General features: G+C 74.1%; 26 protein-coding genes and 1 tRNA gene. 16 read left to right on the top strand and 11 right to left on the bottom strand.

Translation table 11 applies throughout. The annotated features are described in order from the left end of the window. Window positions 1-46: 46 nt before the first annotated feature. Window positions 47-673, bottom strand: coding sequence for a hypothetical protein (locus tag QOZ88_RS12230; protein ID WP_306000030.1), 627 nt, complete (start codon window positions 671-673; stop codon window positions 47-49). A 243-nt stretch (window positions 674-916) separates the two neighbouring features. On the opposite strand from QOZ88_RS12230, the gene ald reads away from it, so the two are divergent. The 7 genes from ald (at window position 917) to QOZ88_RS12195 (ending at window position 7592) form a co-directional block, all read left to right on the top strand. Continuing rightward, a complete protein-coding gene (gene ald, locus QOZ88_RS12225; RefSeq protein ID WP_306000029.1) occupies window positions 917-2032 on the top strand; it encodes an alanine dehydrogenase in 1116 nt (371 codons plus the stop codon). Beyond that, window positions 2029-2982 (top strand): site-specific tyrosine recombinase XerD, encoded by a 954-nt coding sequence (gene xerD, locus QOZ88_RS12220; protein ID WP_319946888.1) that lies wholly within the window; start codon window positions 2029-2031, stop codon window positions 2980-2982. Before ald ends, xerD begins: the two co-directional genes overlap by 4 nt. A gap of 210 nt (window positions 2983-3192) precedes the next feature. Next, a complete protein-coding gene (locus tag QOZ88_RS12215; protein WP_306000028.1) occupies window positions 3193-4098 on the top strand; it encodes a ParA family protein in 906 nt (301 codons plus the stop codon). A 76-nt stretch (window positions 4099-4174) separates the two neighbouring features. Further along, window positions 4175-4690 (top strand): hypothetical protein, encoded by a 516-nt coding sequence (locus tag QOZ88_RS12210; RefSeq protein WP_306000027.1) that lies wholly within the window; start codon window positions 4175-4177, stop codon window positions 4688-4690. A 73-nt stretch (window positions 4691-4763) separates the two neighbouring features. Next, window positions 4764-5606: a segregation and condensation protein A gene (locus tag QOZ88_RS12205; protein WP_306000026.1), complete on the top strand. Its 843-nt coding sequence runs from the start codon at window positions 4764-4766 to the stop codon at window positions 5604-5606. Next, window positions 5603-6436 (top strand): SMC-Scp complex subunit ScpB, encoded by an 834-nt coding sequence (gene scpB, locus QOZ88_RS12200; RefSeq protein ID WP_306000025.1) that lies wholly within the window; start codon window positions 5603-5605, stop codon window positions 6434-6436. The genes QOZ88_RS12205 and scpB overlap by 4 nt, the downstream gene beginning before the upstream one ends. Window positions 6437-6746: 310 nt before the next feature. Next, entirely contained in the window at window positions 6747-7592 is an 846-nt protein-coding gene (locus QOZ88_RS12195) for a pseudouridine synthase (RefSeq protein ID WP_306000024.1), read from the top strand. Window positions 7593-7608: 16 nt separating this feature from the next. Here the strand turns inward: QOZ88_RS12195 and QOZ88_RS12190 are convergent, their stop codons facing one another. Beyond that, entirely contained in the window at window positions 7609-8226 is a 618-nt protein-coding gene (locus tag QOZ88_RS12190; RefSeq protein ID WP_306000023.1) for a LysE/ArgO family amino acid transporter, read from the bottom strand. Window positions 8227-8299: 73 nt separating this feature from the next. On the opposite strand from QOZ88_RS12190, the gene QOZ88_RS12185 reads away from it, so the two are divergent. Further along, entirely contained in the window at window positions 8300-9190 is an 891-nt protein-coding gene (locus QOZ88_RS12185; protein WP_306000022.1) for a LysR family transcriptional regulator ArgP, read from the top strand. 12 nt (window positions 9191-9202) lie between these two features. Here QOZ88_RS12185 and QOZ88_RS12180 read toward each other — a convergent pair whose 3' ends face one another. Beyond that, on the bottom strand, window positions 9203-11593 hold the full coding sequence (locus QOZ88_RS12180) for a beta-xylosidase/alpha-l-arabinosidase (protein ID WP_306000021.1): 2391 nt from the start codon (window positions 11591-11593) through the stop codon (window positions 9203-9205). 30 nt (window positions 11594-11623) lie between these two features. Continuing rightward, window positions 11624-12628, bottom strand: coding sequence for a LacI family DNA-binding transcriptional regulator (locus QOZ88_RS12175; protein ID WP_306000020.1), 1005 nt, complete (start codon window positions 12626-12628; stop codon window positions 11624-11626). A gap of 306 nt (window positions 12629-12934) precedes the next feature. Between QOZ88_RS12175 and QOZ88_RS12170 the strand changes: the two genes are divergently transcribed. The 8 genes from QOZ88_RS12170 to QOZ88_RS12135 all read left to right on the top strand — a co-directional run bounded on the left by QOZ88_RS12170 (window position 12935) and on the right by QOZ88_RS12135 (window position 19975). Further along, entirely contained in the window at window positions 12935-14245 is a 1311-nt protein-coding gene (locus tag QOZ88_RS12170) for an ABC transporter substrate-binding protein (RefSeq protein ID WP_306000019.1), read from the top strand. A 58-nt stretch (window positions 14246-14303) separates the two neighbouring features. Further along, window positions 14304-15182: a carbohydrate ABC transporter permease gene (locus QOZ88_RS12165; RefSeq protein ID WP_306000018.1), complete on the top strand. Its 879-nt coding sequence runs from the start codon at window positions 14304-14306 to the stop codon at window positions 15180-15182. Beyond that, window positions 15179-16141, top strand: coding sequence for a carbohydrate ABC transporter permease (locus QOZ88_RS12160; protein WP_306000017.1), 963 nt, complete (start codon window positions 15179-15181; stop codon window positions 16139-16141). Before QOZ88_RS12165 ends, QOZ88_RS12160 begins: the two co-directional genes overlap by 4 nt. A gap of 26 nt (window positions 16142-16167) precedes the next feature. Beyond that, the gene (locus QOZ88_RS12155; protein ID WP_306000016.1) at window positions 16168-17244 is read left to right on the top strand and encodes an ABC transporter ATP-binding protein; all 1077 of its coding nucleotides are present in this window, start codon (window positions 16168-16170) and stop codon (window positions 17242-17244) included. Between the two features lie 132 nt (window positions 17245-17376). Beyond that, on the top strand, window positions 17377-17739 hold the full coding sequence (aroH, locus tag QOZ88_RS12150) for a chorismate mutase (RefSeq protein WP_091932722.1): 363 nt from the start codon (window positions 17377-17379) through the stop codon (window positions 17737-17739). Window positions 17740-17767: 28 nt separating this feature from the next. After that, window positions 17768-18472, top strand: coding sequence for a (d)CMP kinase (cmk, locus tag QOZ88_RS12145; protein WP_306000015.1), 705 nt, complete (start codon window positions 17768-17770; stop codon window positions 18470-18472). Then, window positions 18469-19815, top strand: coding sequence for a ribosome biogenesis GTPase Der (gene der, locus QOZ88_RS12140; protein WP_306000014.1), 1347 nt, complete (start codon window positions 18469-18471; stop codon window positions 19813-19815). Before cmk ends, der begins: the two co-directional genes overlap by 4 nt. Before the next feature lie 86 nt (window positions 19816-19901). Next, window positions 19902-19975 (top strand) — tRNA-Pro (locus QOZ88_RS12135). On the opposite strand, the gene QOZ88_RS12130 is transcribed toward QOZ88_RS12135, so the two are convergent. From QOZ88_RS12130 to QOZ88_RS12100, 7 genes are all read right to left on the bottom strand, one after another. Continuing rightward, the gene (locus QOZ88_RS12130) at window positions 19941-20393 is read right to left on the bottom strand and encodes a phosphotriesterase family protein (RefSeq protein WP_306000053.1); all 453 of its coding nucleotides are present in this window, start codon (window positions 20391-20393) and stop codon (window positions 19941-19943) included. The genes QOZ88_RS12135 and QOZ88_RS12130 overlap by 35 nt on opposite strands. A gap of 82 nt (window positions 20394-20475) precedes the next feature. Then, window positions 20476-20712: a hypothetical protein gene (locus QOZ88_RS12125; protein ID WP_091932710.1), complete on the bottom strand. Its 237-nt coding sequence runs from the start codon at window positions 20710-20712 to the stop codon at window positions 20476-20478. A gap of 34 nt (window positions 20713-20746) precedes the next feature. After that, a complete protein-coding gene (locus QOZ88_RS12120) occupies window positions 20747-21010 on the bottom strand; it encodes a hypothetical protein (protein ID WP_306000013.1) in 264 nt (87 codons plus the stop codon). 119 nt (window positions 21011-21129) lie between these two features. After that, window positions 21130-21543 carry a PRC-barrel domain-containing protein gene (locus QOZ88_RS12115; protein ID WP_306000012.1) on the bottom strand — a complete coding sequence of 138 codons (414 nt, stop codon included), beginning with the start codon at window positions 21541-21543 and terminating at the stop codon, window positions 21130-21132. Window positions 21544-21761: 218 nt separating this feature from the next. Beyond that, window positions 21762-22814, bottom strand: a complete 1053-nt coding sequence (locus QOZ88_RS12110) for a DUF3500 domain-containing protein (RefSeq protein WP_306000011.1) — start codon at window positions 22812-22814, stop codon at window positions 21762-21764. Then, the gene (locus tag QOZ88_RS12105; RefSeq protein ID WP_306000010.1) at window positions 22814-23044 is read right to left on the bottom strand and encodes a hypothetical protein; all 231 of its coding nucleotides are present in this window, start codon (window positions 23042-23044) and stop codon (window positions 22814-22816) included. The genes QOZ88_RS12110 and QOZ88_RS12105 overlap by 1 nt, the downstream gene beginning before the upstream one ends. A 301-nt stretch (window positions 23045-23345) precedes the next feature. Further along, window positions 23346-23480 carry a hypothetical protein gene (locus QOZ88_RS12100; RefSeq protein ID WP_306000009.1) on the bottom strand — a complete coding sequence of 45 codons (135 nt, stop codon included), beginning with the start codon at window positions 23478-23480 and terminating at the stop codon, window positions 23346-23348. Between the last annotated feature and the right edge of the window lie 137 nt (window positions 23481-23617).

The following is a 23617-nucleotide window of genomic DNA, read 5'->3' as shown; positions in this document are numbered from 1 at the left end:
CTCGCCGTGGTCCGGCTGCACGTCGGGCGACGCGGGTGGACCTCCCTCAGCGCGGGCTTCCCGGGTCCACGGGCGGCAGGCGCAGGCCGAGCCGGGCCAGCTCGAGCCCGGCCAGGGCGCGCACGGCGGCCGGGTCGCCGCGGCGCCACGCGGCACCGGTGCCGCCCGGGAGGGCGGCCAGGTCCGGCAGGGGGGCGGTGGCGAGTGCGCGCGCCCCGAGCAGCTCCAGGTCGCCGGGGGCCGCGAGCATCCCGCGCACCGCCCCGGCGTCGCGGGCATAGCGCAGCCGCCAGGGCAGCCAGCGCAGCAGCATCCAGCCCACGGGCAGCAGGACGAGGACGACGGCGAGGATCGTCGCCAGCGTGCCGACGGCGTCCTGCGCCGACTGCCCGGCGCCCCGCACCGAGCCGCTCGCACCCGAGAGGGCGTCGAAGGGGGCGGCCAGCTCCCCACCGACCAGCGGGACGCCCTCGGCCGCCGACGCGGCCGAGTCCATGGAGCCGGCGACCGACCGGCCGAGGTCCTCGACCGCCCGGCCTGGGCCGGCGAGCAGCAGGACGGCGCCGTGCGCGGCCCGGGCCACCAGCACCCAGACCACCGTCCACGCCAGGAAGCCCAGGTCGGCGGCCAGCTGGCGCGCCCGGAGGGCGGGGTGCTCGGCGTAGAAGCGCATGGGGTGGCGTCCTCCGGGAGGGGCGGGCGGGCCCCGCCATCGTCGGCCAGTCGGCCGGTCGCGGCAGCCCGGCACCGGCCGCGACGGCGGGGACGGAGGGTCACGAAACGGCTTCCGGCCCGGGACGGAACCGGTCGGCGTGCCTACACTCCGCGGCGAGGCCCGCCCCGACCGGGCGGCCCACGACGTGGTGGGCCGGCCCGTCACCCTCGGGAGCGGCCGCCGGGACCAGGAGAGCCAGCGATGCGGGTCGGAGTTCCCCGAGAGGTCAAGAACCGGGAGTACCGGGTGGCGCTCACGCCGGCCGGCGTGACGGAGCTGACGCGCGCCGGGCACGAGGTGCTGGTGGAGCAGGGCGCGGGGGAGGGCTCCTCCATCCCCGACGCCGACTTCACCGCCGCCGGTGCCCGCATCGTCGCCGAGGCCGACGACGTCTGGGCCGACGCCGACCTGCTGCTGAAGGTCAAGGAGCCGATCGCCGAGGAGTACGGCCGCCTCCGCGCCGGCCAGACGCTCTTCACCTACCTGCACCTGGCGGCGTCGAAGGAGTGCACCGACGCGCTGGTCACCTCCGGGACGACGGCGATCGCCTACGAGACCGTGCAGAAGGCAGACGGCACGCTGCCCCTGCTGGCCCCCATGTCGGAGGTGGCCGGGCGGATGGCGCCGCAGGTGGGCGCGCACTGCCTGGAGCGGGCGCACGGCGGGCGCGGGGTGCTGCTCGGCGGGGTCTCCGGGGTCTACGCCGCCAAGGTCGTGGTGATCGGCGCCGGCGTCTCGGGCATGAACGCGGCGGCGATCGCCCTCGGCATGCAGGCTGAGGTCGTCGTCATGGACCGCGACATCGACAAGCTGCGGGCCGCCGACCGGATCTACCAGGGGCACCTGCAGACCGTGGCCTCCAACGCCTACGAGGTCGAGCGCGCCGTGCTGGACGCCGACCTGGTGATCGGCGCCGTGCTGGTGGCCGGGGCCAAGGCGCCCGTGCTGGTCAGCAACGAGCTGGTGTCCCGGATGAAGCCGGGGTCGGTGCTGGTGGACATCGCCGTCGACCAGGGCGGCTGCTTCGAGGACACCCGGCCCACCACGCACGACGACCCGACCTTCCGCGTGCACGACTCCGTCTTCTACTGCGTGGCGAACATGCCGGGCGCGGTGCCCAACACCTCCACGCACGCGCTCACCAACGTCACGCTGCCCTACGTCATGGCGCTGGCCGCCGAGGGTACGACCGCCGCCGTCCACCGCGACCCGGCGCTCGCCCACGGGGTGAACGTCGTCTCGGGCAGCGTGGTGCTGCCCGAGGTCGCCGAGGCCCACGGCATGGCCGCGGTCCCGCTCCAGGAGGTGCTCCGCTGACCAGCACGCTGTCCGCCGGCCCCGACGTCGACCGGGTCGTCACCGGCTACCTGGACCACCTCACCGTGGAACGGGGGCTGGCGGCCAACACCATCGCCTCCTACCGCCGCGACCTCCGCCGCTACTGCGAGTACCTGGCTGCGGCCGGGGTCCGCGGCGTGCGGGAGGTGGCGGAGTCCGACGTCGCCGGTTTCCTCGCCGCGCTGCGCCGGGGCGACGACGACCACCCGCCGCTGTCGGCGACCTCGGCCGCCCGCGCGGTGGTGGCGGTGCGCGGCCTGCACCGGTTCGCGCTCCTGGACGGCCTGGTGCCCGACGACGTCGCCCACGAGGTGCGGCCGCCCACCCCGGCGCGGCGCCTGCCCAAGGCGGTGCCGGTGGAGTCGGTCGTCGCGCTGATCGAGGCGGCCGGCTCGCTGGAGGGGCCGCGCGGGCTGCGCGACCGGGCGCTGCTGGAGGTGCTGTACGGCACCGGGGCCCGCATCTCCGAGGCGGTCGGGCTGGCCGTCGACGACCTCGACCGCGGGCAGAGCACCGTGCGGCTGGCGGGCAAGGGCGGCAAGGAGCGCGTCGTCCCGGTCGGCAGCTACGCCCTGCGGGCCGTCGAGGAGTACCTCGTGCGGGCGCGGCCGGCGCTGGCCGCGAACGGCCGCGCGGGGGTGCGGGGCGGCGCGCTCTTCCTCAACGTGCGCGGCGGCCCGCTGTCCCGGCAGAGCGCCTGGTCGATCCTCCGGACGGCGGCCGAACGCGCCGGGCTGGACGGGGAGATCTCGCCGCACACCCTGCGGCACTGCTTCGCCACCCACCTGCTCGACGGCGGCGCCGACGTGCGCGTGGTGCAGGAACTGCTCGGCCACGCCTCGGTGACGACCACCCAGGTCTACACGCTGGTCACCGTAGAGCGCCTGCGCGAGGTCTACGCGACCAGCCACCCCCGCGCGCTGACCTGACATCCGGAACCCGCTCAGTCTGTCAGTAGTTGCGTCTAGCTCGGCTTGAGCGGTCACACTGGTTGGCATTCGTCGCCATGTCGACACGTCGACGGCGTGCCGCCTTGGGAACCTTCCTCCATCTCCCTAGCGTCCTCATCACCCGAGCGGACAGGACGGCTGGCCGCACCCGGAACGTCCGGACGGGCACCGAGCTGGAGGCGACAACCCATGGCGATCCGAGCGGACGCGGCCTCTGCCGTCGCGCGCCCGCACGACACCGACCCCGAGATGGGGGCGGCCGCGCTGCGACAGGACCCGGCCCGGGCGCGCCAGCGGCGCCTCCCGGACCCCAAGCCCCTGACCGAGCACGGGCCCGCCCGCGTCATCGCGATGTGCAACCAGAAGGGGGGCGTCGGCAAGACGACGTCCACCATCAACCTCGGTGCCGCGCTGGTGGAGTTCGGCCGGAAGGTGCTACTCGTCGACCTCGACCCGCAGGGGGCGCTGTCGGTGGGGCTGGGCGTCCCGGCGCAGAACCTGGACCGGACGATCTACAACGCCCTCATGGAGCGGCAGACCAGCCTGCGCGACGTGCGGGTGGCCACCGACATCCCGGGCCTGGACCTGGTGCCGAGCAACATCGACCTCTCCGCCGCAGAGGTGCAGCTGGTCAGCGAGGTCGCGCGGGAACAGACGCTGCTGCGCGTGCTCGCCGACGTCGTCGACGAGTACGACTACATCCTCATCGACTGCCAGCCCTCGCTCGGCCTGCTCACGGTCAACGCGCTCACCGCCGCCCAGGGCGTGGTGATCCCGCTGGAGTGCGAGTTCTTCTCCCTGCGCGGGGTGGCCCTGCTCGTCGACACGATCGACAAGGTCAAGGAGCGGCTCAACCCGTCGCTGGAGATCAACGGCATCCTCGCCACCATGTACGACTCCCGGACCGTGCACTGCCGGGAGGTGTTCAGCCGCGTCGTCGAGGCGTTCGGCGACACCGTGTTCCAGACCGTCATCCAACGCACCGTGCGGTTCCCGGAGACCACCGTCGCCGGCCAGCCGATCACCACGTGGGCGCCCACGTCGACGGGCGCCTCGGCGTACCGCGACCTCGCCAAGGAGGTGCTGGCACTGTGATCGAGCGTGCGAGATCACACGGGTACGCAGCGACGTGGGTCATGCTGCCGACGAGCGCCAGCGAGGAGGTGTCGGCATGACGCGGAGGCCCGTCCTGCCCGGTGCCTCGGAGCTGTTCCGCCGCACCGACACCGCCTCGGGGCCCGAGGTCCCCGAGCGCCCCCGCCCCCCCCCCCCGGCGCGCGCGCCGGCGCGGCGCAGCGCCGCCCGCCGGGTGGGGGAGTCCGCCGCCGAGGCGGCCGCGTCGCTCACCCTCGTGCCCGGCGGTGCCCAGCCGGCCGACGACGACCTCGCCGCGTTCCGAGCCGCCCCCGCCGAGCCCGCGCCGGCCCCGGTGCTGCAGCCCCGGGTCGCGACCCGCGGCCGGCCGGCCCGCCGCACGGACCGGACCAAGCACGACGAGAAGATCACCGTCTACATCTCCGCGGACGAGCTGCTGGCCCTGGAGTCCGCGCGGCTGACGCTGCGCGCCCACCACGGGCTGGCCGCCGACCGGGGTCGCATCGTCCGCGAGGCGGTGTCGGTGCTGCTCGCCGACCTGGCCGAGCGCGGCGAGGACGCGATCCTGGTCCGCCGGCTCAAGGAGAAGTAGGAGGACCCCCCTGCCCCCCACCGCTCGCATGCTCGCGGCGGGTCCCTGCACGGGGGCCTTACCCTCGGCGTCCGTGAGCGGGAGCACCGGAGCGGTTCCGCCGGCCGACCAGGCCGGCGGGGCCGCTCCTGCCCGTTTCACCGTGCGACTGACCAACTTCGAGGGCCCGTTCGACCTCCTGCTGCAGCTGATCGGCAAGCACAAGCTCGACGTCACCGAGATCGCGCTGTCGCAGGTCACCGACGAGTTCATCGCCCACCTGCGGGCGCTCGGCGACGAGCTGGACCTCGACCAGGCCAGCGAGTTCCTCGTCGTCGCCTCCACGCTGCTGGACCTCAAGGCGGCCCGCCTGCTGCCGGCGGCGGAGGTCGACGACGAGGACGACCTGGAGCTGCTCGAGGCGCGCGACCTGCTGTTCGCCCGGCTGCTGCAGTACAAGGCCTACAAGCAGGCCGCGGCGTTCCTGCGCGAGCGCGAGGCCGACGCCGTCCGCCGCTTCCCGCGCGAGGCGGCGCTGGAACCGCGCTTCGCCGAGCTCGTCCCCGAGGTGCGGCTGGACATCACGCCGCAGCAGTTCGCGGCCCTCGCCGCGCGGGCGCTGGCCCCGAAGGCCCCCGAGACGGTCAGCGTCGCCCACCTGCACGCACCCCCGGTGAGCGTCTCCGAGCAGCTGCTGCTGGTGCGCAACCACCTGGTGCGGTCGGGAACGGCGAGCTTCCGGGCGCTCACCGCCGACTGCGGCCACACCCTCGAGGTGGTGGCCCGCTTCCTCGCGCTGCTGGAGCTGTACCGCCAGCAGCGGGTGGTCTTCGAGCAGCTGACGCCGCTGGGCGAGCTGCACGTGCGGTGGACCGGCGAGTCCGTCCCCGACCCGGCCGGCGCCCCGGCCCCCGACGCCGACGAGGAGTACCGGTGACCGACGACCGTGCCGGCCAGGTCCCCGCCCCGATCTCCTGGGAGGCGCTCGCCGCCGAGCTGGCCGCCACCCGCGAGCAGGCGGCCGAGCGCGGCGACGCCGACCCCGCCGCCTGGGACGCCGTGGCGGCGGAGCTGGCCGCCCGCGTGGCGGAGCGGCCCGTCGACGAGCAGCCGGTGCCGGCGGTGCCCGTCGAGGACGTCGCCGCCGTCCTGGAACCCGCGCCGGAACCGGAGCCCGCACCGGAGCCGGCCCCGGAACCCGAGCCCGCGGTGCTGCTGGACCCGGTGGAGCTGCGCGGCGGCCTGGAGGCCCTGCTCTTCGTGGTCGACGACCCGGTCGACGAGGAGACGCTGGCCGCGGCGCTGCGCTGCCCGCGCGAGCAGGTGCGGCAGGGGCTGGCCGACCTGGCCGCGGGCTACGACGAGCGCTCGGCGGGCATCGCGCTGCGCCGGGTGGGGGAGGGGTGGCGGCTCTACACCCGCGAGGACCACGCCGGTGTCGTCGAGCGGTACCTCGGCGAGGGCCAGCGCAGCAGGCTCACCCAGGCCGCGCTGGAGACGCTCGCCGTCATCGCCTACCGGCAGCCGGTCACCCGGGCCCGGGTGTCGGCGATCCGCGGCGTCGGGGTCGACGGCGTCATGCGGACGCTGATCGGGCGCGGCCTGGTGCGGGAGGTGGGTAGCGACCCCGACAGCGGCGGCGGGCTGTACGCGACCACGCCGCTGTTCCTGGAGCGGCTCGGGCTGGCCAGCCTCGCCGAGCTGCCCGAGCTCGCGCCGCTGCTGCCGGAGACGGCGACCTTCCTCGAGGAGCACCCCGACGCCTGAACGCGTCCGGGAGCGTTGTCCCCTCGAGGAGCTCCCGGACGCGCCTGAACGCGTCCGGGAGCGTTGTCCCCCTGGCGGGCAGTCGAGCGCCCGGGATGTCCGGCAGGGGGACACCGCCCGCCGTCTGCGCCGGGTGCTGGCTCGCCGCCGCCGCCGCCTGTGCCGGGCCCGCCGCCGTCCGCCGGGAGACCGCTGCAGCCGCCGCCCGCGCCGGACGCTGCCGACGGCGGGGTCGCGGGGAACGGGGGCGCCCGACGGATCCCCGCGGGCGGGCGGGCCCCGCCACCGCGGGATGGGACACTGGTCGGCGATGAACACGCCGACCCCGAACGACGAGAGCACCACCGCGGCCGGCGAGGGCTGGTCGGAGGACATGGAGCTGGCCCCGGCGCACCCCGGTGACCGGCCCGCGCCCGACGAGCCGGGCGAGCGGCAGGGGGAGCGGCTGCAGAAGGTGCTGGCACGGGCCGGCGTCGCGTCGCGCCGGGTCGTCGAGGAGATGATCGATGCCGGCCGGATCAGCGTGAACGGCGAGCAGGTGCGCGTGCAGGGCATGCGGATCGACCCCCTCCAGGACAGGATCGCGGTCGACGGCGCCCGCCTGGAGATCCGCGACGACCGCGTCACCTACGCGATCAACAAGCCCGCCGGGGTCATCACCGCGATGAGCGACGACCGCAACCGCCCGACCATCGGTGACATGGTGGGCGACCTGGCCCCCGGTCTGGTGCACGTCGGCCGCCTCGACCAGGACACCGAGGGCCTGCTGCTGGTCACCAACGACGGCGAGCTGGCCCATCGGCTGGCGCACCCCTCCTACGGCGTGCGCAAGACCTACCTGGCGCAGGTCTCGGGCTCGGTGCCCCGGGACATGCACCGCCGGCTGCGCGCCGGGGTGGAGCTCGAGGACGGCCCGGTGACGGTCGACTCGTTCACGGTGGTCGACACCCACGCCGGCCAGTCCGTGGTCGAGGTGGTGCTGCACGAGGGGCGCAAGCACATCGTCCGCCGGCTGCTCGCCCACGTCGGGCTGCCGGTCTCGCGGCTGACCCGCACCGCCGTCGGCCCGGTGCAGCTGCAGCGCATGCGCAGCGGCTCGATCCGGAAGCTGTCCCGCCAGGAGGTCGGCGCGCTGGAGGAGCTCATCGGGCTCTGACCGCGCCGCGACGGGCTCAGAGCGCCGAGGACAGCAGTCCCAGGCCGAGGGCGGCCATCACGACGGCGATGCCGGCGTCCAGGACGCGCCAGGCGGCCGGCCGGGCGAAGAGCGGGCGGAGCAGCCGCGCGCCGTACCCGAGCGCGCCGAACCAGACGAGGCTGCCGACGACGGCGCCCCCGGCGAACCACCACCGCCGGTCCCCGTGGCTCTCGGCGACCGACCCCAGCAGCAGCACCGTGTCCAGGTACACGTGCGGGTTCAGCCAGGTCAGCGCCAGGCAGGTGACGACCGTGGCGGCCAGGCCGGTCCGCCGGCCACCGGTGTCGACGGCGATCGAGGACGGGCGCAGCGCGCGGCGGGCGGCCAGCACGGCGTAGCCCAGCAGGAAGGCGGCGCCCGCCAGGCGGACGACGGTGATCGCGTCGGGGAGGCGCGCGCTCAGCCAGGAGTTGCCCGCGACCCCGGCGAGGATGAGCACCGCGTCGGACACCGCGCACACGGCGACGACGGCCGGCACGTGCTCGACGCGCAGACCCTGCCGCAGCACGAAGGCGTTCTGCGCGCCGATGGCCACGATCAACGAGAGGCCCAGCCCCAGCCCGGCCACCGCGGCCAGCAGTCCTGTCGTCACGTGCAGCCACGCTAGGCAGGGCCGTACCAGCAGTCCAGCTCATGTTTCTCAGGCGCCATTAGCATCGCTGTCCGTGGACGTGGACCTGGCGCAGCTGCGCACCCTGGTCGCGGTGGTCGACGAGGGCACCCTGGAGGCGGCGGCGCGGCGGCTGCACGTGACGCCGTCGGCGGTGTCCCAGCGGCTGCGCGCGCTCGAGGAGGCCACCGGCCGTGTGCTGGTGCGGCGCGGGCGGCCGGCGGCGGTCACGGCCGCCGGTGAGCCGGTGCTGCGCCTGGCCCGCCAGGTCGGCCTGCTCGTCGCCGACACCGGGCGGACCCTCGACCCGGAGGGCGCCGGGCCGCCGGTCGTCCCGCTGGCGCTGAACGCCGACTCGCTGGCCACCTGGGCGCTGCCGGCCCTGGCGCCGCTGGCCGGCGAGTTGCGCCTGGACCTGCACAGCACCGACCAGACCCGCACCAGCGCGCTGCTGCGCGACGGCACGGTGATGGGCGCGGTGACCTCCGACGCCGAGCCGGTGGCCGGCTGCCGGGTGACCCCGCTGGGCACCATGCGCTACCTGCCGTGCGCGGCGCCGGGCTTCCTCGACCGCTGGCTCCCGGACGGGCCCGACCCCGCGGCCCTGGCGCGGGCGCCGGTGGTCGTCTTCGACCGGAGCGACGACCTGCAGCACGCCTACCTGCGCCGCCACCTGCCGACGACGGCGGACGTGCCGGTTCACCACGTGCCCTCGTCGGCGGACTTCCTCACCGCGGTGGCCCTGGGCTTCGGCTGGGGCATGCTGCCGGAGCTCCAGCTCGAGGCCGCGGCGAGCGGGGACCGCGCCGTCCGGCCGTTCGACCCGGCGGGCGCCGTCGACGTGGAACTCCACTGGCAGCAGTGGCGGCTGGAATCCGAGCCGCTGGACCGGGTGGCCGACGCCCTGGTCCGGTCGGCGCGCGCCCGGCTGCGGGGCACGCGCTGACCGGACCGGTGCTCAGCGGACGGGCGCGACCTGCACCGGCGTGGTCAGGACCCGGTCGGGGCCGGCCTCCCGCACCGGCCCGGTCAGCCGCACCCGGGCGCGCAGCGGCAGGTCCTCGCTGGAGGTGCCCACCGAGAGCACCAGCTCGCCGGGCTCGACGACGCGGCGCAGGTCGCGGCCGGTGAACGCGGCCCGGTCGGCGTGCACCCCGAAGGTCAGGCGGGCCGATGCACCGGCCGCGAGCTCGACCCGCGCGAACCCGATCAGCCGGCGGACCGGCTGCACCACGCTCGCCACCGGGTCCGAGAGGTACAGCTGCACCACCTCGGCGCCGTCCCGGTCGCCGGTGTTGGTCACCGTGCACGACAACTCGACGGACCCGTCGGTGGCCACCTCGGCCGGGACCTCCCCGAGGTGCGCCCCGTCCAGCCGGACGTCGTCCACGGCGAAGGTGGTGTAGGACAGCCCGAACCCGAACGGGAACAGCGGCGTGGGGTCGGCGGAGCTGATGCCACCGGCGCGGCCGAGGGCCGGGCCGAGGTAGGTGGCGGGGGAGCCGCCCGGCGTGCGGGCGACCTGGACGGGCAGCTTGCCGGAGGGGTTGACCCGGCCGGAGAGCACACCGGCGACGGCGCCGGAGCCCTCCTCACCCGGGAAGAACGCCTGCACCACGGCGGCCGCGCGCCCCGCCACCTCACCCAGCGCGTACGGGCGGCCGCTCAGCACGACGACCACCACGGGGGTACCGGTGCCCAGCAGGGCGTCGAGCAGCTCCGCCTGCGCCCCGGGCAACCGCAGGTCGTCGGCGTCGCACCCCTCCCCGGAGGTGCCGCGGCCGAAGAGCCCCGAGACGTCGCCGACGACGGCGATGCAGACCTCCGCCGCCGACGCGGTGGCGACCGCCTCGGCGATGCCGCTCCGATCGGGCTCCTGCACCGGGCAGCCCTGCGCGGTGGTGACCGTGGCGCGGGGGTACTCGCTGCGCACGGCCTCGAGCAGGGTGGGCAGCTCGATGCCCAGCGGGACGTCGGGGTGCTGGACGCCGACGTGGTTGGGGAAGGCGTAGCAACCCATCAGCGAGAGGACATCGTCGGCGCACGGACCGACGACCGCCACCGATGACGGGTCGCGCAGCGGGAGCACGCCGCCGCCGTTGTCCAGCAGCACCACCGAGCGCTCGGCCATGGTGCGGGCCAGCGCGCGCAGCTCCGGGGGGTCGAGGTCCAGCCCGCCGTCGCGCAGCGCCGGCGGCTCGGGGTCCCACCCGGCGTCGAGCAGCCCGAGCTCGCCCTTCTGCCGGAGCACCCGCTCCACCGCCCGGTCGACCAGCGCCTCGGGCACCGCACCGGTGCGGACCAGCTCCAGCAGCGGCTCGCCGTAGCAGCGCACCGTGGGCAGTTCGACGTCGACGCCGGCGGCCAGGGCCTGCGCCGCGGCCTCGCCGGGCGAGCCGGCCACGCCCTGCGTCGACTGCAGGAAGGAGACACCGAAGTAGTCGGCGACGACCACGCCGTCGAATCCCAGCGTGCCGCGGAGCAGACCGGTGAGCAGCGCCTCGTCGGCGGCCGGGGGCACGCCGTCGACCGCGGAGTAGGAGTGCATCACCGAGCGGGCGCCGCCCTCGCGCAGCGCCATCTCGAACGGCGGCAGCACGACGTCGGCGAACTCGCGGGGCCCCAGGTGCACGGGGGCGTGGTTGCGGCCGGCGCCGGAGGCCGAGTACCCGGCGAAGTGCTTGAGGGTCGCGACGACGCCGGCGCCCTCCAGCCCGCGGGTGTAGGCGGTGCCCAGGACGGCGACGAGGTAGGGGTCCTCGCCGATGGTCTCCTCCGTGCGCCCCCAGCGGGCGTCGAAGCTGACGTCGAGGACGGGGGAGAGGCCCTGGTGCACCCCGACCGAGCGCAGCTGGGCCCCGATGGCGCCGGCCATCCGGTGCACCGTCGCGGGGTCGAACGAGGCGCCCCACGCGAGCGGGACGGGGAAGACCGTGGCCTGCCAGGCGGTGAACCCGGCCAGGCACTCCTCGTGGGCGATCGCGGGGATGCCGAGCCGGGAGTTCGCGACCAGGTCGCGTTGGGTCTGCGCGAGCACCCGCGCCCCGGTGGCGGGCTCCACCGGACCGGTGCCGAACACGCGGGTGAGCTGGCCCAGGCCCGGCTTGGTCAGCTCCTCCCACGGCGGCAGGGGCTCGCTGAACTCGTGCTGGTTGGGTGCGACGTCCTCGCCCTCGCCGATCGCCGTCCAGATGCCGTAGAGCTGGGCGACCTTCTCCTCGAGCGTCATGAGCGCCATGAGGCAGCGGATGCGCTCGTCGAGCGGGCGGGACGGGTCGGTCCAGTCGGCGGGCGGGGGGCCGGGCAGGGTGGCGGGCTCCGGGACGTCGGCGGCCGGGGGCTCGATCAAGGAGAGGGCTCCAGGGGGTGCGGGGGGAGGTCAGCGCGGGCGCGCTGCGGTCGAGGCGCGGGGGACCAGGGAGGTGGCCAGCTCCATGCGCTGGCTGTCCAGCTGCCCACCGGTGATCAGCTCGTGCAGCATCCGGCCGGCCATCCGCCCCATGTCGGCCAGCGGCTGGCGCACGGTGGTCAGCGGCGGGGAGGACCAGCGGGCCATGGGCAGGTCGTCGAAGCCGACCACGGAGAGGTCCGCGGGCACGGACAGGCCGGCCTGGCGGGCCGCCTCCAGGACGCCGAAGGCCTGCTCGTCGCTGCCGGCGAAGACCGCCGTCGGCGGGTCGGGCAGCTCCAGCAGCAGGCGGGCCTGGTCGTAGCCGCCCTCATGGTGGAAGTTGCCGTGCCGGACGAGCTCGGGGTCGACGCCGATGCCGGCGCGCTCGAGCGCGGCGCGGTAGCCGTCGATGCGGGCGCGGCTGCACAGGAAGTCCTGCGGCCCGCCGATGACCGCGATGCGCCGGTGGCCGAGCTCGACCAGGTGCTCGGTGGCGGCGAGCCCGCCGGCCCAGTTGGTCGCGCCGACGCTCGGCACGTCCTGCCCGGGCATGTCGACCGGGTCGATGACGACGACGGGCAGGTGCGAGCTGCCCAGGCGCCGCTGGTCGGCGGCGGTGATCCGGGAGGTGACGACGAGGGCACCCTGCCGGCCGCCGCTGATGACCGACTGCACCCAGTCTGCGCCGGGGTCGCGGGCGAGGGTGCCGACCACCACGTCCAGCCCGCTCTCGGTGATCCCGCGCAGGATCTCCACCGCCCAGGGGCTGTCGAGCGCGGTGAAGACGACGTCCACCAGCGGGCGGGGCGGCGCCACGGACCGGCGGGTGACGGGGACGTAGTTGTGCTCCTCGAGCAGGGCGAGGACGTGCGCCCGGGTGGCCGGCGAGACGTCCTGGCGGCCGTTGACCACCTTGGAGACGGTGGGGAGCGAGACGCCGGCCGCGGCCGCGATGCTCGCCAGCGTCGGCCGGCCCAGCTGGGGTGTCGCCACTGCCGTCCTCCTGAGGGTGTGCGCCTGCGTCCGATCCCACCGGACCACCGCCGGCGCGGCCCGTCCAGTGGCGCACGTCACCGGACCGGGAGCGGCGATGTTAACGAAACTTTCGGAGGGACGGTAGCCCGTCCGGTCGATCCGGGACGGTAGCCGGGCACCCTAAGATCCCGCTAGAGGTCGATCTCCGTAGCCAGATCAAGGCGCAGGAGCGGCGCCGTTGACACCGATGGTGACCTGCCTTACGTTCTCGCAACTGCTCGAAACTTTCGGTTTTCAACGACGAAACAGGAAGGTGGCGGTGGGATGTCCCTCCGGCGTCTGACCCGCGTGACCACTCAGGCGGGCGCTCTGGTCCTGGCAGGCGCGCTGGTCGCGGCCTGCGGCTCCTCCGGCCCCGCGGGCGGGGGTGGCGAGGGCGGCACCGGGCAGGTGTGGGCCCTCGAGGACGCCGCCCTCAACCCGATCGAGGAGGCCTCGATCGACCGCTTCAACGAGGGTTCGGACTCCGGTGAGCTGGAGCTGGCCACCTTCGGCAACGACCCCTACAAGCAGCGGCTGCGCGTCGCGCTCGGCTCGCCCAACGCGCCCGACCTCTTCTTCAACTGGGGTGGCGGCAACCTCAAGGAGTACGTCGACGCCGGCCAGGTGGAGGACCTCACCGGGCTGCTCGACGAGAACCCGGAGCTCCGCGACGCCTTCCTGCCCAGCGTCCTCGCCGGCGCCGAGCTGGACGGCAAGAACTACGGCCTGCCCATGCGCGGCATGCAGCCGGTGATGCTCTTCTACAACCAGGCGGTCCTCGAGTCCGCCGGCGTCGAGGTCCCGCAGACCTGGGACGAGCTGCTCACCGCCGTCGACACCCTCTCCGCAGCCGGTGTCACGCCGGTCGCGCTGGCCGGGACCCAGGCCTGGACCGAGCTGATGTGGATCGAGTACATCCTCGACCGCGTCGGCGGCCCCGAGGTCTTCCAGGCCATCCGCGACGGCGAGCCGGGCGCCTGGGAGGACCCGGCGGTCCTGGAGTCGCTGGAGATGCTCCGCGAGCTCATCGACCGCGGCGCCTTCGGGGACGACTTCGCCTCCGTCGGCTACGACGTCGGCGGCGCGTCGACGATCCTCGCCCAGGGCGACGCGGCGTTCCACCTTATGGGGTCCTGGGAGTACACCAACCAGCTCAACGACAGCCCCGAGTTCGTCGAGACCGGTGACCTGGGCTGGACCACCTTCCCGGCGATCGAGGGCGGCGCTGGCGACCCGTCGAACCTGGTGGGCAACGTGTCGAACTTCTACTCGCTGACCAGCTCGTCGGAGAACAAGGAGGCGGCGCGCGAATACCTGTCGACCGCGCTCACCGACGACCAGTACATCTCCGACCTCATCGAGGCCGGTGACGTGCCGCCGGTGCAGGGCATCCGCGACCAGCTCGCGGAGACCGAGAACGGCGACTACGCGACGTTCATCTACGACGCGACGGCCGACGCGGAGAACTTCCAGCTCTCCTGGGACCAGGACCTCCCGGCCGACGAGGCCACCGAGATGCTGACCCAGCTGGAGCAGTTCTTCCTCGGCAACCAGACGCCGCAGGGCTTCGTCGAGGCGATGTCCGGCGTCTGACCGGCACCGGCACGGCATGCAGAGCACGGCACAGCGGACCAGGACAGGGGCACCACGCATGGCGGTCACCCGGCAGGACCGGCCCTCGGGCTGGTACCTGGCACCGGCGATCACGTTCTTCGGGGCGTTCGCGGTGCTGCCCATGGTCCTGGTCATCTACCTCAGCTTCACCTCCTGGAACGGCTTCGGGTTCCCCGCGCTGTCCGGGGCGGAGAACTGGACCCGGCTGATCGAGGACGGCCGGGCCTGGGACTCGCTGTGGCTGACCCTGCTGTTCATGGTGCTGACCTGGCTCGTCCAGACCCCGATCGCGATGCTGATCGGGGTCTGGGCGGCCGGGCGCCAGCGCAACCGCGCCGTGCTCAGCTCCTTCTTCTTCCTGCCCCTGCTGCTGTCCACGGCGGCGATCGCGCTGCTGTGGGCCGCGGTGCTCGACCCGAACTTCGGCGCCACCCAGGCGCTGCCGTTCCTGGGCGGCGTCAACTTCCTGGGCGACACCGAGCTCGTCGTCTACACCGTGGTCTGGGTGATCAGCTGGCAGTACATCCCGTTCCACACCCTGCTGTACCAGGCCGCCGCCCGGCAGGTGCCGCAGAGCCTCTACGAGGCCGCCACCCTCGACGGCGCCGGCCGCTACCGGCAGTTCTTCACCATCACGCTGCCGCTGCTCAAGTACACCGTCATCACCTCGACGGTGCTCATGCTCGTCGGCTCGGTGACGACGTTCGACACGATCCTGATCCTGACCGGGGGCGGGCCGGGCACGGCGACGCGCATCCTGCCGCTGCACATGTACATCACCGGCTTCAGCGGCTTCGAGTTCGGCTACGCCAGCGCCATCGCGGTCCTGCTGCTGCTCCTCGGTGCGGGGCTCTCCCTCGCCGTGACCAGCGCGACCGGCTTCCGCAGGATGCAGAGCCAGCAGGAGGGCATGTGACCGACCGGGCACCGCTGGGCATGGACGACGGCCGCACGGGTGGCGTCGGCGTGCGGACGGCGGAGGCGCCGCCCTCGCCGATCGCACCGGTTCCCGAGGTGCCGGAGAACCAGCGCCGGCGGATCTGGCGACGGCGCCGCGCGCACGGCCGCCCGAACGTCCTGGCCGGCGTGCTGGCGACCGTCTGGCTGGCGCTGGTCGCCGTCCCGCTGTACTTCCTGGTGGCGGCGAGCTTCCGCACGCGGTCGGAGTACCTGTCGGACAACCCGCTGGCCCCGCCGCCGAACCCGACGCTGGAGAACTACGCGACCGTCCTCACCGGCGACTTCCCGACCTACCTGCTCAACACGGTGGTCGTCACGGTGGCCACCGTCGCGATCGTCGTGGGGCTGACGCTCCCGGCCGGCTACGCCGTCGCCCGCAACGCCGGACGGGTGGTGCAGCGCGGCTTCTCGCTGATGCTGGTCGGCCTGGCCATCCCGGCGCAGGCGGCGATCATCCCCGTGTACCTGATGATCACCCAGCTGCACCTGTACGACACCCTGCTCGCGGTCATCCTGCCGACGGCGGCGTTCGCGATGCCGGTGGCGCTGCTGGTGATGACCAACAGCCTGCGCGACATCCCCCGGGAGCTGTACGAGGCGCAGACCCTCGACGGCGCCGGGCCCTTCCAGGCGCTGCGCCACCTGGTGCTGCCGCTGGCCAAGCCGGCGATCACCACGGTCGCGGTCTTCACCTCGCTGACCGCGTGGAACGGGTTCCTCTTCCCCCTGGTGCTCACCCAGTCCGTGGACACCCGGGTGCTCACCCTCGGGCTGTGGGACTACCAGGGGCAGTTCGGCACCAACGTCCCGGCGCTGCTGGCGGCGGTCACGCTGTCGGTCGTCCCGATCTTCGTCCTGTACCTCGTCGGCCGCCGGTACCTGCTCAGCGGCCTGACCGCCGGCGCCGGCAAGTAGCCCGGCCCGCTCCCGAGAGGAAACCCATGGCCTCCGTCACCTACGAGGGCACCAGCTGCGTCTACAGCGGCGCGGGACGACCGGCGGTGGACCGGCTGGACCTCGCGATCGAGGACGGCGAGTTCCTCGTCCTCGTCGGCCCGTCGGGCTGCGGCAAGTCGACGTCGCTGCGGATGCTCGCCGGCCTCGAGGACGTCACCGACGGCCGCATCCTGATCGGCGACCGCGACGTCACCGAGGTGGCGCCCAAGGACCGGGACATCGCGATGGTGTTCCAGAACTACGCGCTCTACCCGCACATGACCGTCGCCGACAACATGGGCTTCGCGCTGAAGATGGCGGGGCTGGGCAAGCCGGAGATCGCCCAGCGGGTGCAGGAGGCGGCGAAGCTCCTGGACCTGGAGCCCTACCTGGACCGCCGGCCCAGGGCGCTCTCCGGTGGCCAGCGGCAGCGGGTCGCGATGGGGCGGGCCATCGTGCGCCAGCCGCGCGTCTTCCTCATGGACGAACCGCTGTCCAACCTCGACGCCAAGCTGCGGGTGCAGACCCGCACCCAGATCGCCGCCCTGCAGCGCCGGCTCGGCATCACCACCGTCTACGTGACCCACGACCAGACCGAGGCGATGACGATGGGCGACCGGGTCGCGGTGCTCAAGGACGGCCTGCTGATGCAGGTCGGCCGGCCGCGCGAGCTCTACGACCGGCCGGCGAACGTGTTCGTCGCCGGCTTCATCGGGTCGCCGGCGATGAACCTCTTCACGCTGCCGGTGGCCGAGGGCGGCGTGCGCCTCGGCGACGAGGTGCACCCGGTGCCCCGGGATGTGCTCGGCGGGGCGTCCGAGGCGCTGGTCACCGTGGGCGTCCGCCCGGAGGACCTGGAGCTGGCCGGGCACGGCCTGGCCGTCGAGGTCGACGTCGTCGAGGAGCTCGGGGCCGACGCCTACGTCTACGGCCGCACCACCGCCGGCGGCGAGGAGCACCTGATCACCGCGCGGGTCGACGGCCGCACGCCGCCGCGGAAGGGCGAGCGGGTGCACGTGCGCCCGCGCGCCGGCCACGTGCACCTGTTCGACGGCCGCAGCGGCGCCCGGCTGGGCGGCTGAGACCCCCGTCCGGCGGCCCGGACGCGGGCCGCCGGGCCGGGCACGGCGCGCGCGGGGGAGAGGGACCGGCGGGGCGCTCCCTAGACTCGTGTGGTCCCCGGGCAGACGGGGCGGCGCGAACGAGGAGTGTGCATGGCCGTCCGAGCCATCCGCGGTGCGACCCAGGTCGACGCCGACGACCGGCAGCAGGTGCTCGAGGCCACCCGCGAGCTCGTGAGCGCGGTGCTGGAGCGCAACGGGCTCGAGCACGACGACGTCATCAGCATCCTCTTCACCGCCACCCCCGACCTGGTCTCGGAGTTCCCGGCGCTGGCCGCCCGCGAGCTCGGCATGGGCGGGGTGCCGCTGATGTGCGCCTCCGAGATCGGCGTGCCGCACGCCCTGCCGCGGGTGCTGCGCCTCATGGCCCATGTCGAGACGCCGCGGTCGCGCGCGGAGATCCAGCACGTCTACCTGCGCGGCGCCGTCGCGCTGCGGCGGGACATCGCGCAGTGACCCGAGAACAGCGAACGAGCAGGAGCACATGAGCACCCCCCAGACCCCCTTCCGCGGGTCGGTGACCCTCGACGGCCCGTCGGGGACCGGCAAGTCCACCGTCGCCCGCGGCGTCGCCGCCCGGCTGGGCGCGGCCTACCTCGACACCGGGGCGATGTACCGCGCGGCCACCGTCGCCGTCCTCGACTCAGGGGTCGACCCCGCGGACGCGGAAGCCGTGGCCCGCACCGTCGCCGAGGCGGGGATCGTCGTCGGCACCGAGGCCGGCACCGAGCGGGTCGAGGTCGGCGGCGCCGACGTCGCCACGCGGATCCGCGGTGCCGAGGTGACCCGTGCCGTCTCCGCGGTCTCGGCCGTCCCCGCCGTCCGTCGCCAGCTCGTCGCCCAACAGCGCGCCCTGGTGGCCGGTGCGGAGGCGGTCGTGGTCGAGGGCCGCGACATCGGCACCGTGGTGCTGCCCGACGCGACGCTGAAGGTCTACCTGACCGCCGCTCCCGAGGTGCGGGCCCAGCGCCGGGCCGGCCAGCTCGGCGTCACCGACGCCGCGGAGATCGCCGCACTCGCCGTCGACCTGCGCCGCCGCGACGAGTACGACAGCAGCCGGGCCGACAGCCCGCTGCGCCCGGCGGCCGACGCCGTCGTCGTCGACAGCAGCGACCTCTCCCAGGCGCAGGTGGTCGACCGCATCGTGCTGCTGGCGGAGACCGCCGTGCCCGCGGGGGACCGGACGTGACCGAGCCGCAGAGCGGGCCGCTGCCCGTCGTCGCCATCGTCGGCCGCCCCAACGTGGGCAAGTCGACGCTGGTCAACCGCTTCCTCGGCCGCCGTGCCGCCGTCGTCCAGGACACGCCGGGCGTGACCCGTGACCGCATCGCCTACGAGGCGCTGTGGAACGGCAAGCGGTTCACCGTCGTCGACACCGGCGGCTGGGACCCGAAGGCCGCCGGCCTGGGCGCCTCCATCACCCGGCAGGCCGAGTACGCCATGAAGACCGCCGACGTCATCGTCTTCGTCGTCGACAGCCAGGTGGGCGCCACCGAGACCGACCTGGCCGCGGCGCGGGTGCTCCGGCGCAGCGACCGGCCGGTGATCCTGGTGGCCAACAAGGTCGACGACGAGCGCAGCGAGGCCAACGCCGCCGAGCTGTGGAGCCTGGGTGTGGGGGAGCCGCACGCGGTGAGCGCGCTGCACGGCCGGGCCAGCGGCGACCTGCTCGACCTCGTCCTCGACGCGATGCCCGAGGCGCCGCGCGAGCAGGAGGAGGAGGGCGGCCCGCGCCGGGTGGCCCTGGTCGGCCGGCCCAACGTGGGCAAGTCCAGCCTGATCAACCGGCTGGCCAAGGAGGAGCGGTCGGTCGTCGACTCGGTCGCCGGCACCACGGTCGACCCCGTGGACTCGCTGGTCACCCTCGGCGGCGAGGAGTGGCGGTTCGTCGACACCGCGGGGCTCCGCCGGAAGGTCAACACCGCCAGCGGGATGGAGTACTACGCCAGCCTGCGCACCGAGGCCGCCATCCAGGCCGCCGAGGTCTGCGTCGTCCTGCTCGCCGCCGACGAGGTGATCAGCGAGCAGGACCAGCGGGTCATCACCCAGGTCGTGGAGGCCGGCCGCGCGCTGGTCCTGGCCTTCAACAAGTGGGACACCCTCGACGAGGACCGGCACCACCAGCTCGAGCGGGAGATCGATCGCGACCTCGCGCACGTGAAGTGGGCGACGCGGGTCAACATCTCGGCGTCCACCGGCCGTGGCGTGGGCAAGCTGGCCGATCACCTCCGCGCCGCGATCGCCTCGTGGGAGACCCGCGTGCCCACGGCCGAGCTGAACACGTTCGTGCGGGCCCTGGTGCAGGAGACGCCGCCGCCGGCCCGCGGTGGGCGTGCGCCGAAGATCAAGTACGTCACGCAGGCCGACGTCCGGCCGCCGCGCTTCGTCGTCTTCTCCACCGGCTTCCTGGAGGCCGGCTACCGCAGGTTCCTGCAGCGCAGGCTGCGCGAGCAGTGGGGCTTCCAGGGCACGCCGATCGAGATCTCGGTGAAGGTCCGCGAGGGGCGGGACAAGGACGGCAAGCGCGGCTGACCACCGTCGAGGCCGGTGACGGCCGTGCGGTAACCTACTCGGGCGGTCGTTCGCGGCCCGGGGAACTCCGGGGCGTCGGCGGCCGGCGGGCTGTAGCGCAGCTTGGTAGCGCACTTGACTGGGGGTCAAGGGGTCGCAGGTTCAAATCCTGTCAGCCCGACAGTGTGATGTCTCAGGACATCGGCATAGCCCGGACCCACGATTCGTGGGTCCGGGCCAGCGCTTTTTCGGGGTGGGGCCGGGTGGTCGGCCGGTGGGCTGGTAGTCGCGGGTGGGGTCGATGGTGAGCTCGCGCAGCAGTTCGCCAGTGGCGGCGTCGATGACGCGGGCGTGCAGGTCCTGCACGAGCAGCAGGGCGTGGGTTCGGCCGATGCCGATGTGGGGGAGTCGGCCGGCCAGGCGCAGGGTGACGCAGCCGGTCGGGTCGACGCGGTCGGGTGCGTGTGCAAAGTGATCGGCACGCCCGTCCGGAGGTGCGCCTTCGCCACGGCACGCAGGACCCGTTCCACCCCGCGGATCATGCCCTGGCGGTCGATGGCGCACGTGGGCATGCCGGCCTTGACGCCGGTCCCGGCGATGCCGTCGGTGATCAGGAGACGGGACGACGTCGTCGGGTCCGGCGGTGCCTGCTCCGAGGCGTCGCCGGACCCGATGGTGCACTCAGCCGCGGAGTCGGCCGGCGAGCATCTTCTTGCCCTCCTCGGCGCCCTTGCGGCTCTCTGCCTGCGCGCGACGGAACAGGTCGACGAGGTCGCTGTCGCCGGCCCGTTCGGCGTCCTGGATGTAGAGGTCGAGCCGCAGGACGTTGCTCAGACACGACTCGGTGAACCAGATGAGGTTGTAGTCCTTGTCCGTGGTACCGGTGACGTCGCCCGTCTCGGACGTGCTCGTGGTCATGACGTTCCCTTCCCTTCGGGTCCAGCCCTACCGGTCAGCGCCCTTCCCCTGGCGCGGTCGGCTGGTCGTGGTCGTGGACGTGTGCCTCGCCGGCGTGCTCGTGCTCGAAGTCGCGGTGCGGCACGTGCGCATGGTGTAGCGGAGCGTGGTCGTGCTCGTGCTCGTGCGCGGAACTCAGGTGCTCGAACCCTCCCGTCATCTCGTTGTGGTTGTGCGTGACGTGGAAGTGCCGGTGCGTGTGCACCAGCCGCTCGTGGTCGTGGTCCTCCCACTCGGCCGTGGGTGCGTTCTCGGTCATCGCGTACCCCTGTTCGATGCGGCGCGGCGGCGGTCGACACGCCGTCCCACGCCTACCCAGCGGCGCCCGTGGTACGCGGCATACCGGGATGCGATGCGAGCCGGTCCGTCGGCGCCCGCTCAGTACCTCGGGTAGGTGGGGTAGCGGTAGCCCGGGCCCCAGAACGGCGCGTAGCCCCACCACCCGTACACGCCGGCGTAGTAGTCCGGCTGGTACTCGAGTTCGGGGTCGTACGGCGGCACCTCGGCCATCCGGTCGCGGTTCCGGCTGATCCGGATCCTGTCTGGCTCGACGGCGACGACGGCGTCGACCGGGATCAGGTAGTGCTGCGCGCCGATGCCGAGGAAGCCGCCTTCCCCGATCCGCAGGAACCGGACTTCGTTCTCCTGGTCGTCGACGAGCAGGTCGTCGACCCTGCCGACGTCGTCGCCGTCGCTGTCCACGACCGCGCGTCCGCGGACGTCGGCAGCGGGATCGGCAACGGTCTGCGCTGTGTCGCCCAGCCGGACGAGCCGGCCGATGTCGTCGGTCATCGTGGTCCTCCTCGAGGTGGACGGGCGGTCGATCGCCACGCTTCCACGCTGCCCGTGAGGCGGCCATCCGAGCGTCGGTGGCGCCCTGCCCAGGGGGAATGCACGGGAGGGCCCGCAGGTGGGGAACCACCGCCCGCCCCAGCTTGCCGCTGCTTCCGGTGACCGCGACCCGCGCCATGGGTCCTCCCGATCCGCTCGACCACCGGGGAACCAGGAGGTCATCCCGCGTGGTGCGTCGCGCGGTGGCCGGCCAGGACGTCGGCGCCGAAATCCGACGCCGGATCGCGCCACACCGAGTGCGCGTGGTTGCCGTCGTTCTGGGTGTTGTCCCACTCGGCGAGCAGGCGCGGGCCGTGGAGGCGGTAGTAGTGCGGCCGGCCGGGCTCGGTGGAGCCCGCCCACGCCAGGTGGACCGCATCGAGGTCGACCGACGGCCTCAGTCCGTCCGGGACGCGACCGGTGTAGGCCGAGACCAGGTCACGCAGCAGCTCGCGCCGGTTCCCTTCGAGCTCGCTGCCGGGCAGCCCGATCGGCCGGGCCGTCAGCGCCAGCGTGCCGTCAGGCCCCGGCTCGACCTCGTCGCCGGTCGGAAGCTGCGGCCGGTTGCGGCTGACGAGGTCCGAGGGAGCACGATCGAGCAGCACCGCCTGTGCGGCCAGGGCCGGCGGCAGTGAACGCACAAGCTCGCGGGCCAGGTCCTCGGTCGCGCCGAGCAGCCGGAGGGACCCGTCGCCCAGCAGCGGGCTCGCGGCCGGATTGGCGCCGAGGAAGCACGGGGTGACGGCGACCACCCGGCCGTCGACCACCAGGTTGTTGAGGGACACGTGATGACCGCCCAGCCGCCAGCCCCACGGTTGCGCGCCGCCCGGCTCCCCGAAGATCCGCAGGTAGTAGCGACCCGGATCCCGGCGGCGGTCGTGCCCGGCGCCCCGCGGGAAGCCCTCCGTGCGGTCGAGCACGTTCTCCAGGCACATGACCCCGGAGACGGTCACGTAGCCGGCGGTGGACAGCCCGGAGGCGACCAGCTGCATGGCCAGCGACTGCTGCGCCGGGTGCTGCTGACCCAGGGTCAGTCCGCCGTGGTCGGTCGGCGTGTAGTGCCAGCGCCGGCGGTCGGCCTCGGCCTCGGGATCGCTGCGCGGACCGTCCCGCTGGGCGAGTCGGTGTTGTCCGCGGTCGAGCGAGGCCAGCCAGGCACTCGCCGCCGCCGCCATGCGCCGGGCGATGGCACGGTCGGCCGGCTCGGGCGATCCGGCAGGGAGATCGCCCATCACGCCCGGCCGGTGGAGGACACGCCGGTCCGAAAGCCGCTCACCGGCACCTCCTGCTCGTCGATTTCGAGTCCGGCGCGGTCGTTCTCTTCGACGTCGGGCCTTGCTCGACCGAACGCCTCGGGACTCCGGCGCGCCACGTTCTTGTTCATGCTCGCCGGCCGGGCTGCGTCCACCACCCAGGATCCAAGGATCAGGACGAGGGCTCTGGCGGCGATCCAGACCCACATGTCGGGGGAACCTCGTCGCGTTCGGTGAACCGAATGGTCCGGTGATGCGGGTGCACACCGGTCGGGTGTGGTCTGCGAGGCCCGGTGTCCGTTCGGCGTCGCGGTACGCCCACCCGGCCGGTCGTCCCCGCGATCCCGCTCATCAGGCCGGTGGCGGACCCTCGGGCGGCGGCGCGAGGGGGTCGGCGGGGCCCGGCTGCGGTACGGGGGCCGGAGCGGGTGGCGACACCGGATCCGTCGGCGAGGGCGAAGGGGAGGGCGGCTGGGGAGCCGGAACCGGGGGCGTCGTCATGGATCGACGCTAGACCCCTGCGGCGAGGACGGCCGGTCGGGGCAGGCGGACGAAGAACTGCTGCTCGTCGGCGGTCGCGGTGGACAGCAGGCCGGTGACGACGGCATCCCGGCGGCTCGCCGAGCCGGCGCTGTCCGGTTCCACCGGCCAGCCGGTCGGTCACGGGCTCCACCTCGTCGGTGCCTGCCCGGTGCAGCAGTCCGGCGATGACGCCGGCCTCGGCGGTGCGCGACCTGTGCCGGCGACCGCGGCAGAGGTGGCGACCATGTCGGAGTGCGCCG

It is taken from the genome of Blastococcus carthaginiensis, from assembly GCF_030731085.1.
GTDB classification, from domain to species: Bacteria; Actinomycetota; Actinomycetes; order Mycobacteriales; family Geodermatophilaceae; genus Blastococcus; species Blastococcus carthaginiensis.
This window is presented reverse-complemented; position numbering and strand designations above follow the sequence as displayed.

Excerpts from the sequence above, each read along its gene's own strand:
- QOZ88_RS12230 (WP_306000030.1), bottom strand. The coding sequence starts at position 673 with ATGCGCTTCTACGCCGAGCACCCCGCCCTCCGGGCGCGCCAGCTGGCC.
- ald (WP_306000029.1), top strand. The coding sequence starts at position 917 with ATGCGGGTCGGAGTTCCCCGAGAGGTCAAGAACCGGGAGTACCGGGTG.
- QOZ88_RS12215 (WP_306000028.1), top strand. The coding sequence starts at position 3,193 with ATGGCGATCCGAGCGGACGCGGCCTCTGCCGTCGCGCGCCCGCACGAC.
- QOZ88_RS12210 (WP_306000027.1), top strand. The coding sequence starts at position 4,175 with ATGACGCGGAGGCCCGTCCTGCCCGGTGCCTCGGAGCTGTTCCGCCGC.
- QOZ88_RS12195 (WP_306000024.1), top strand. The coding sequence starts at position 6,747 with ATGAACACGCCGACCCCGAACGACGAGAGCACCACCGCGGCCGGCGAG.
- QOZ88_RS12170 (WP_306000019.1), top strand. The coding sequence starts at position 12,935 with ATGTCCCTCCGGCGTCTGACCCGCGTGACCACTCAGGCGGGCGCTCTG.
- QOZ88_RS12165 (WP_306000018.1), top strand. The coding sequence starts at position 14,304 with ATGGCGGTCACCCGGCAGGACCGGCCCTCGGGCTGGTACCTGGCACCG.
- QOZ88_RS12155 (WP_306000016.1), top strand. The coding sequence starts at position 16,168 with ATGGCCTCCGTCACCTACGAGGGCACCAGCTGCGTCTACAGCGGCGCG.
- aroH (WP_091932722.1), top strand. The coding sequence starts at position 17,377 with ATGGCCGTCCGAGCCATCCGCGGTGCGACCCAGGTCGACGCCGACGAC.
- cmk (WP_306000015.1), top strand. The coding sequence starts at position 17,768 with ATGAGCACCCCCCAGACCCCCTTCCGCGGGTCGGTGACCCTCGACGGC.
- QOZ88_RS12125 (WP_091932710.1), bottom strand. The coding sequence starts at position 20,712 with ATGACCACGAGCACGTCCGAGACGGGCGACGTCACCGGTACCACGGAC.
- QOZ88_RS12120 (WP_306000013.1), bottom strand. The coding sequence starts at position 21,010 with ATGACCGAGAACGCACCCACGGCCGAGTGGGAGGACCACGACCACGAG.
- QOZ88_RS12115 (WP_306000012.1), bottom strand. The coding sequence starts at position 21,543 with ATGACCGACGACATCGGCCGGCTCGTCCGGCTGGGCGACACAGCGCAG.
- QOZ88_RS12110 (WP_306000011.1), bottom strand. The coding sequence starts at position 22,814 with ATGGGCGATCTCCCTGCCGGATCGCCCGAGCCGGCCGACCGTGCCATC.
- QOZ88_RS12105 (WP_306000010.1), bottom strand. The coding sequence starts at position 23,044 with ATGTGGGTCTGGATCGCCGCCAGAGCCCTCGTCCTGATCCTTGGATCC.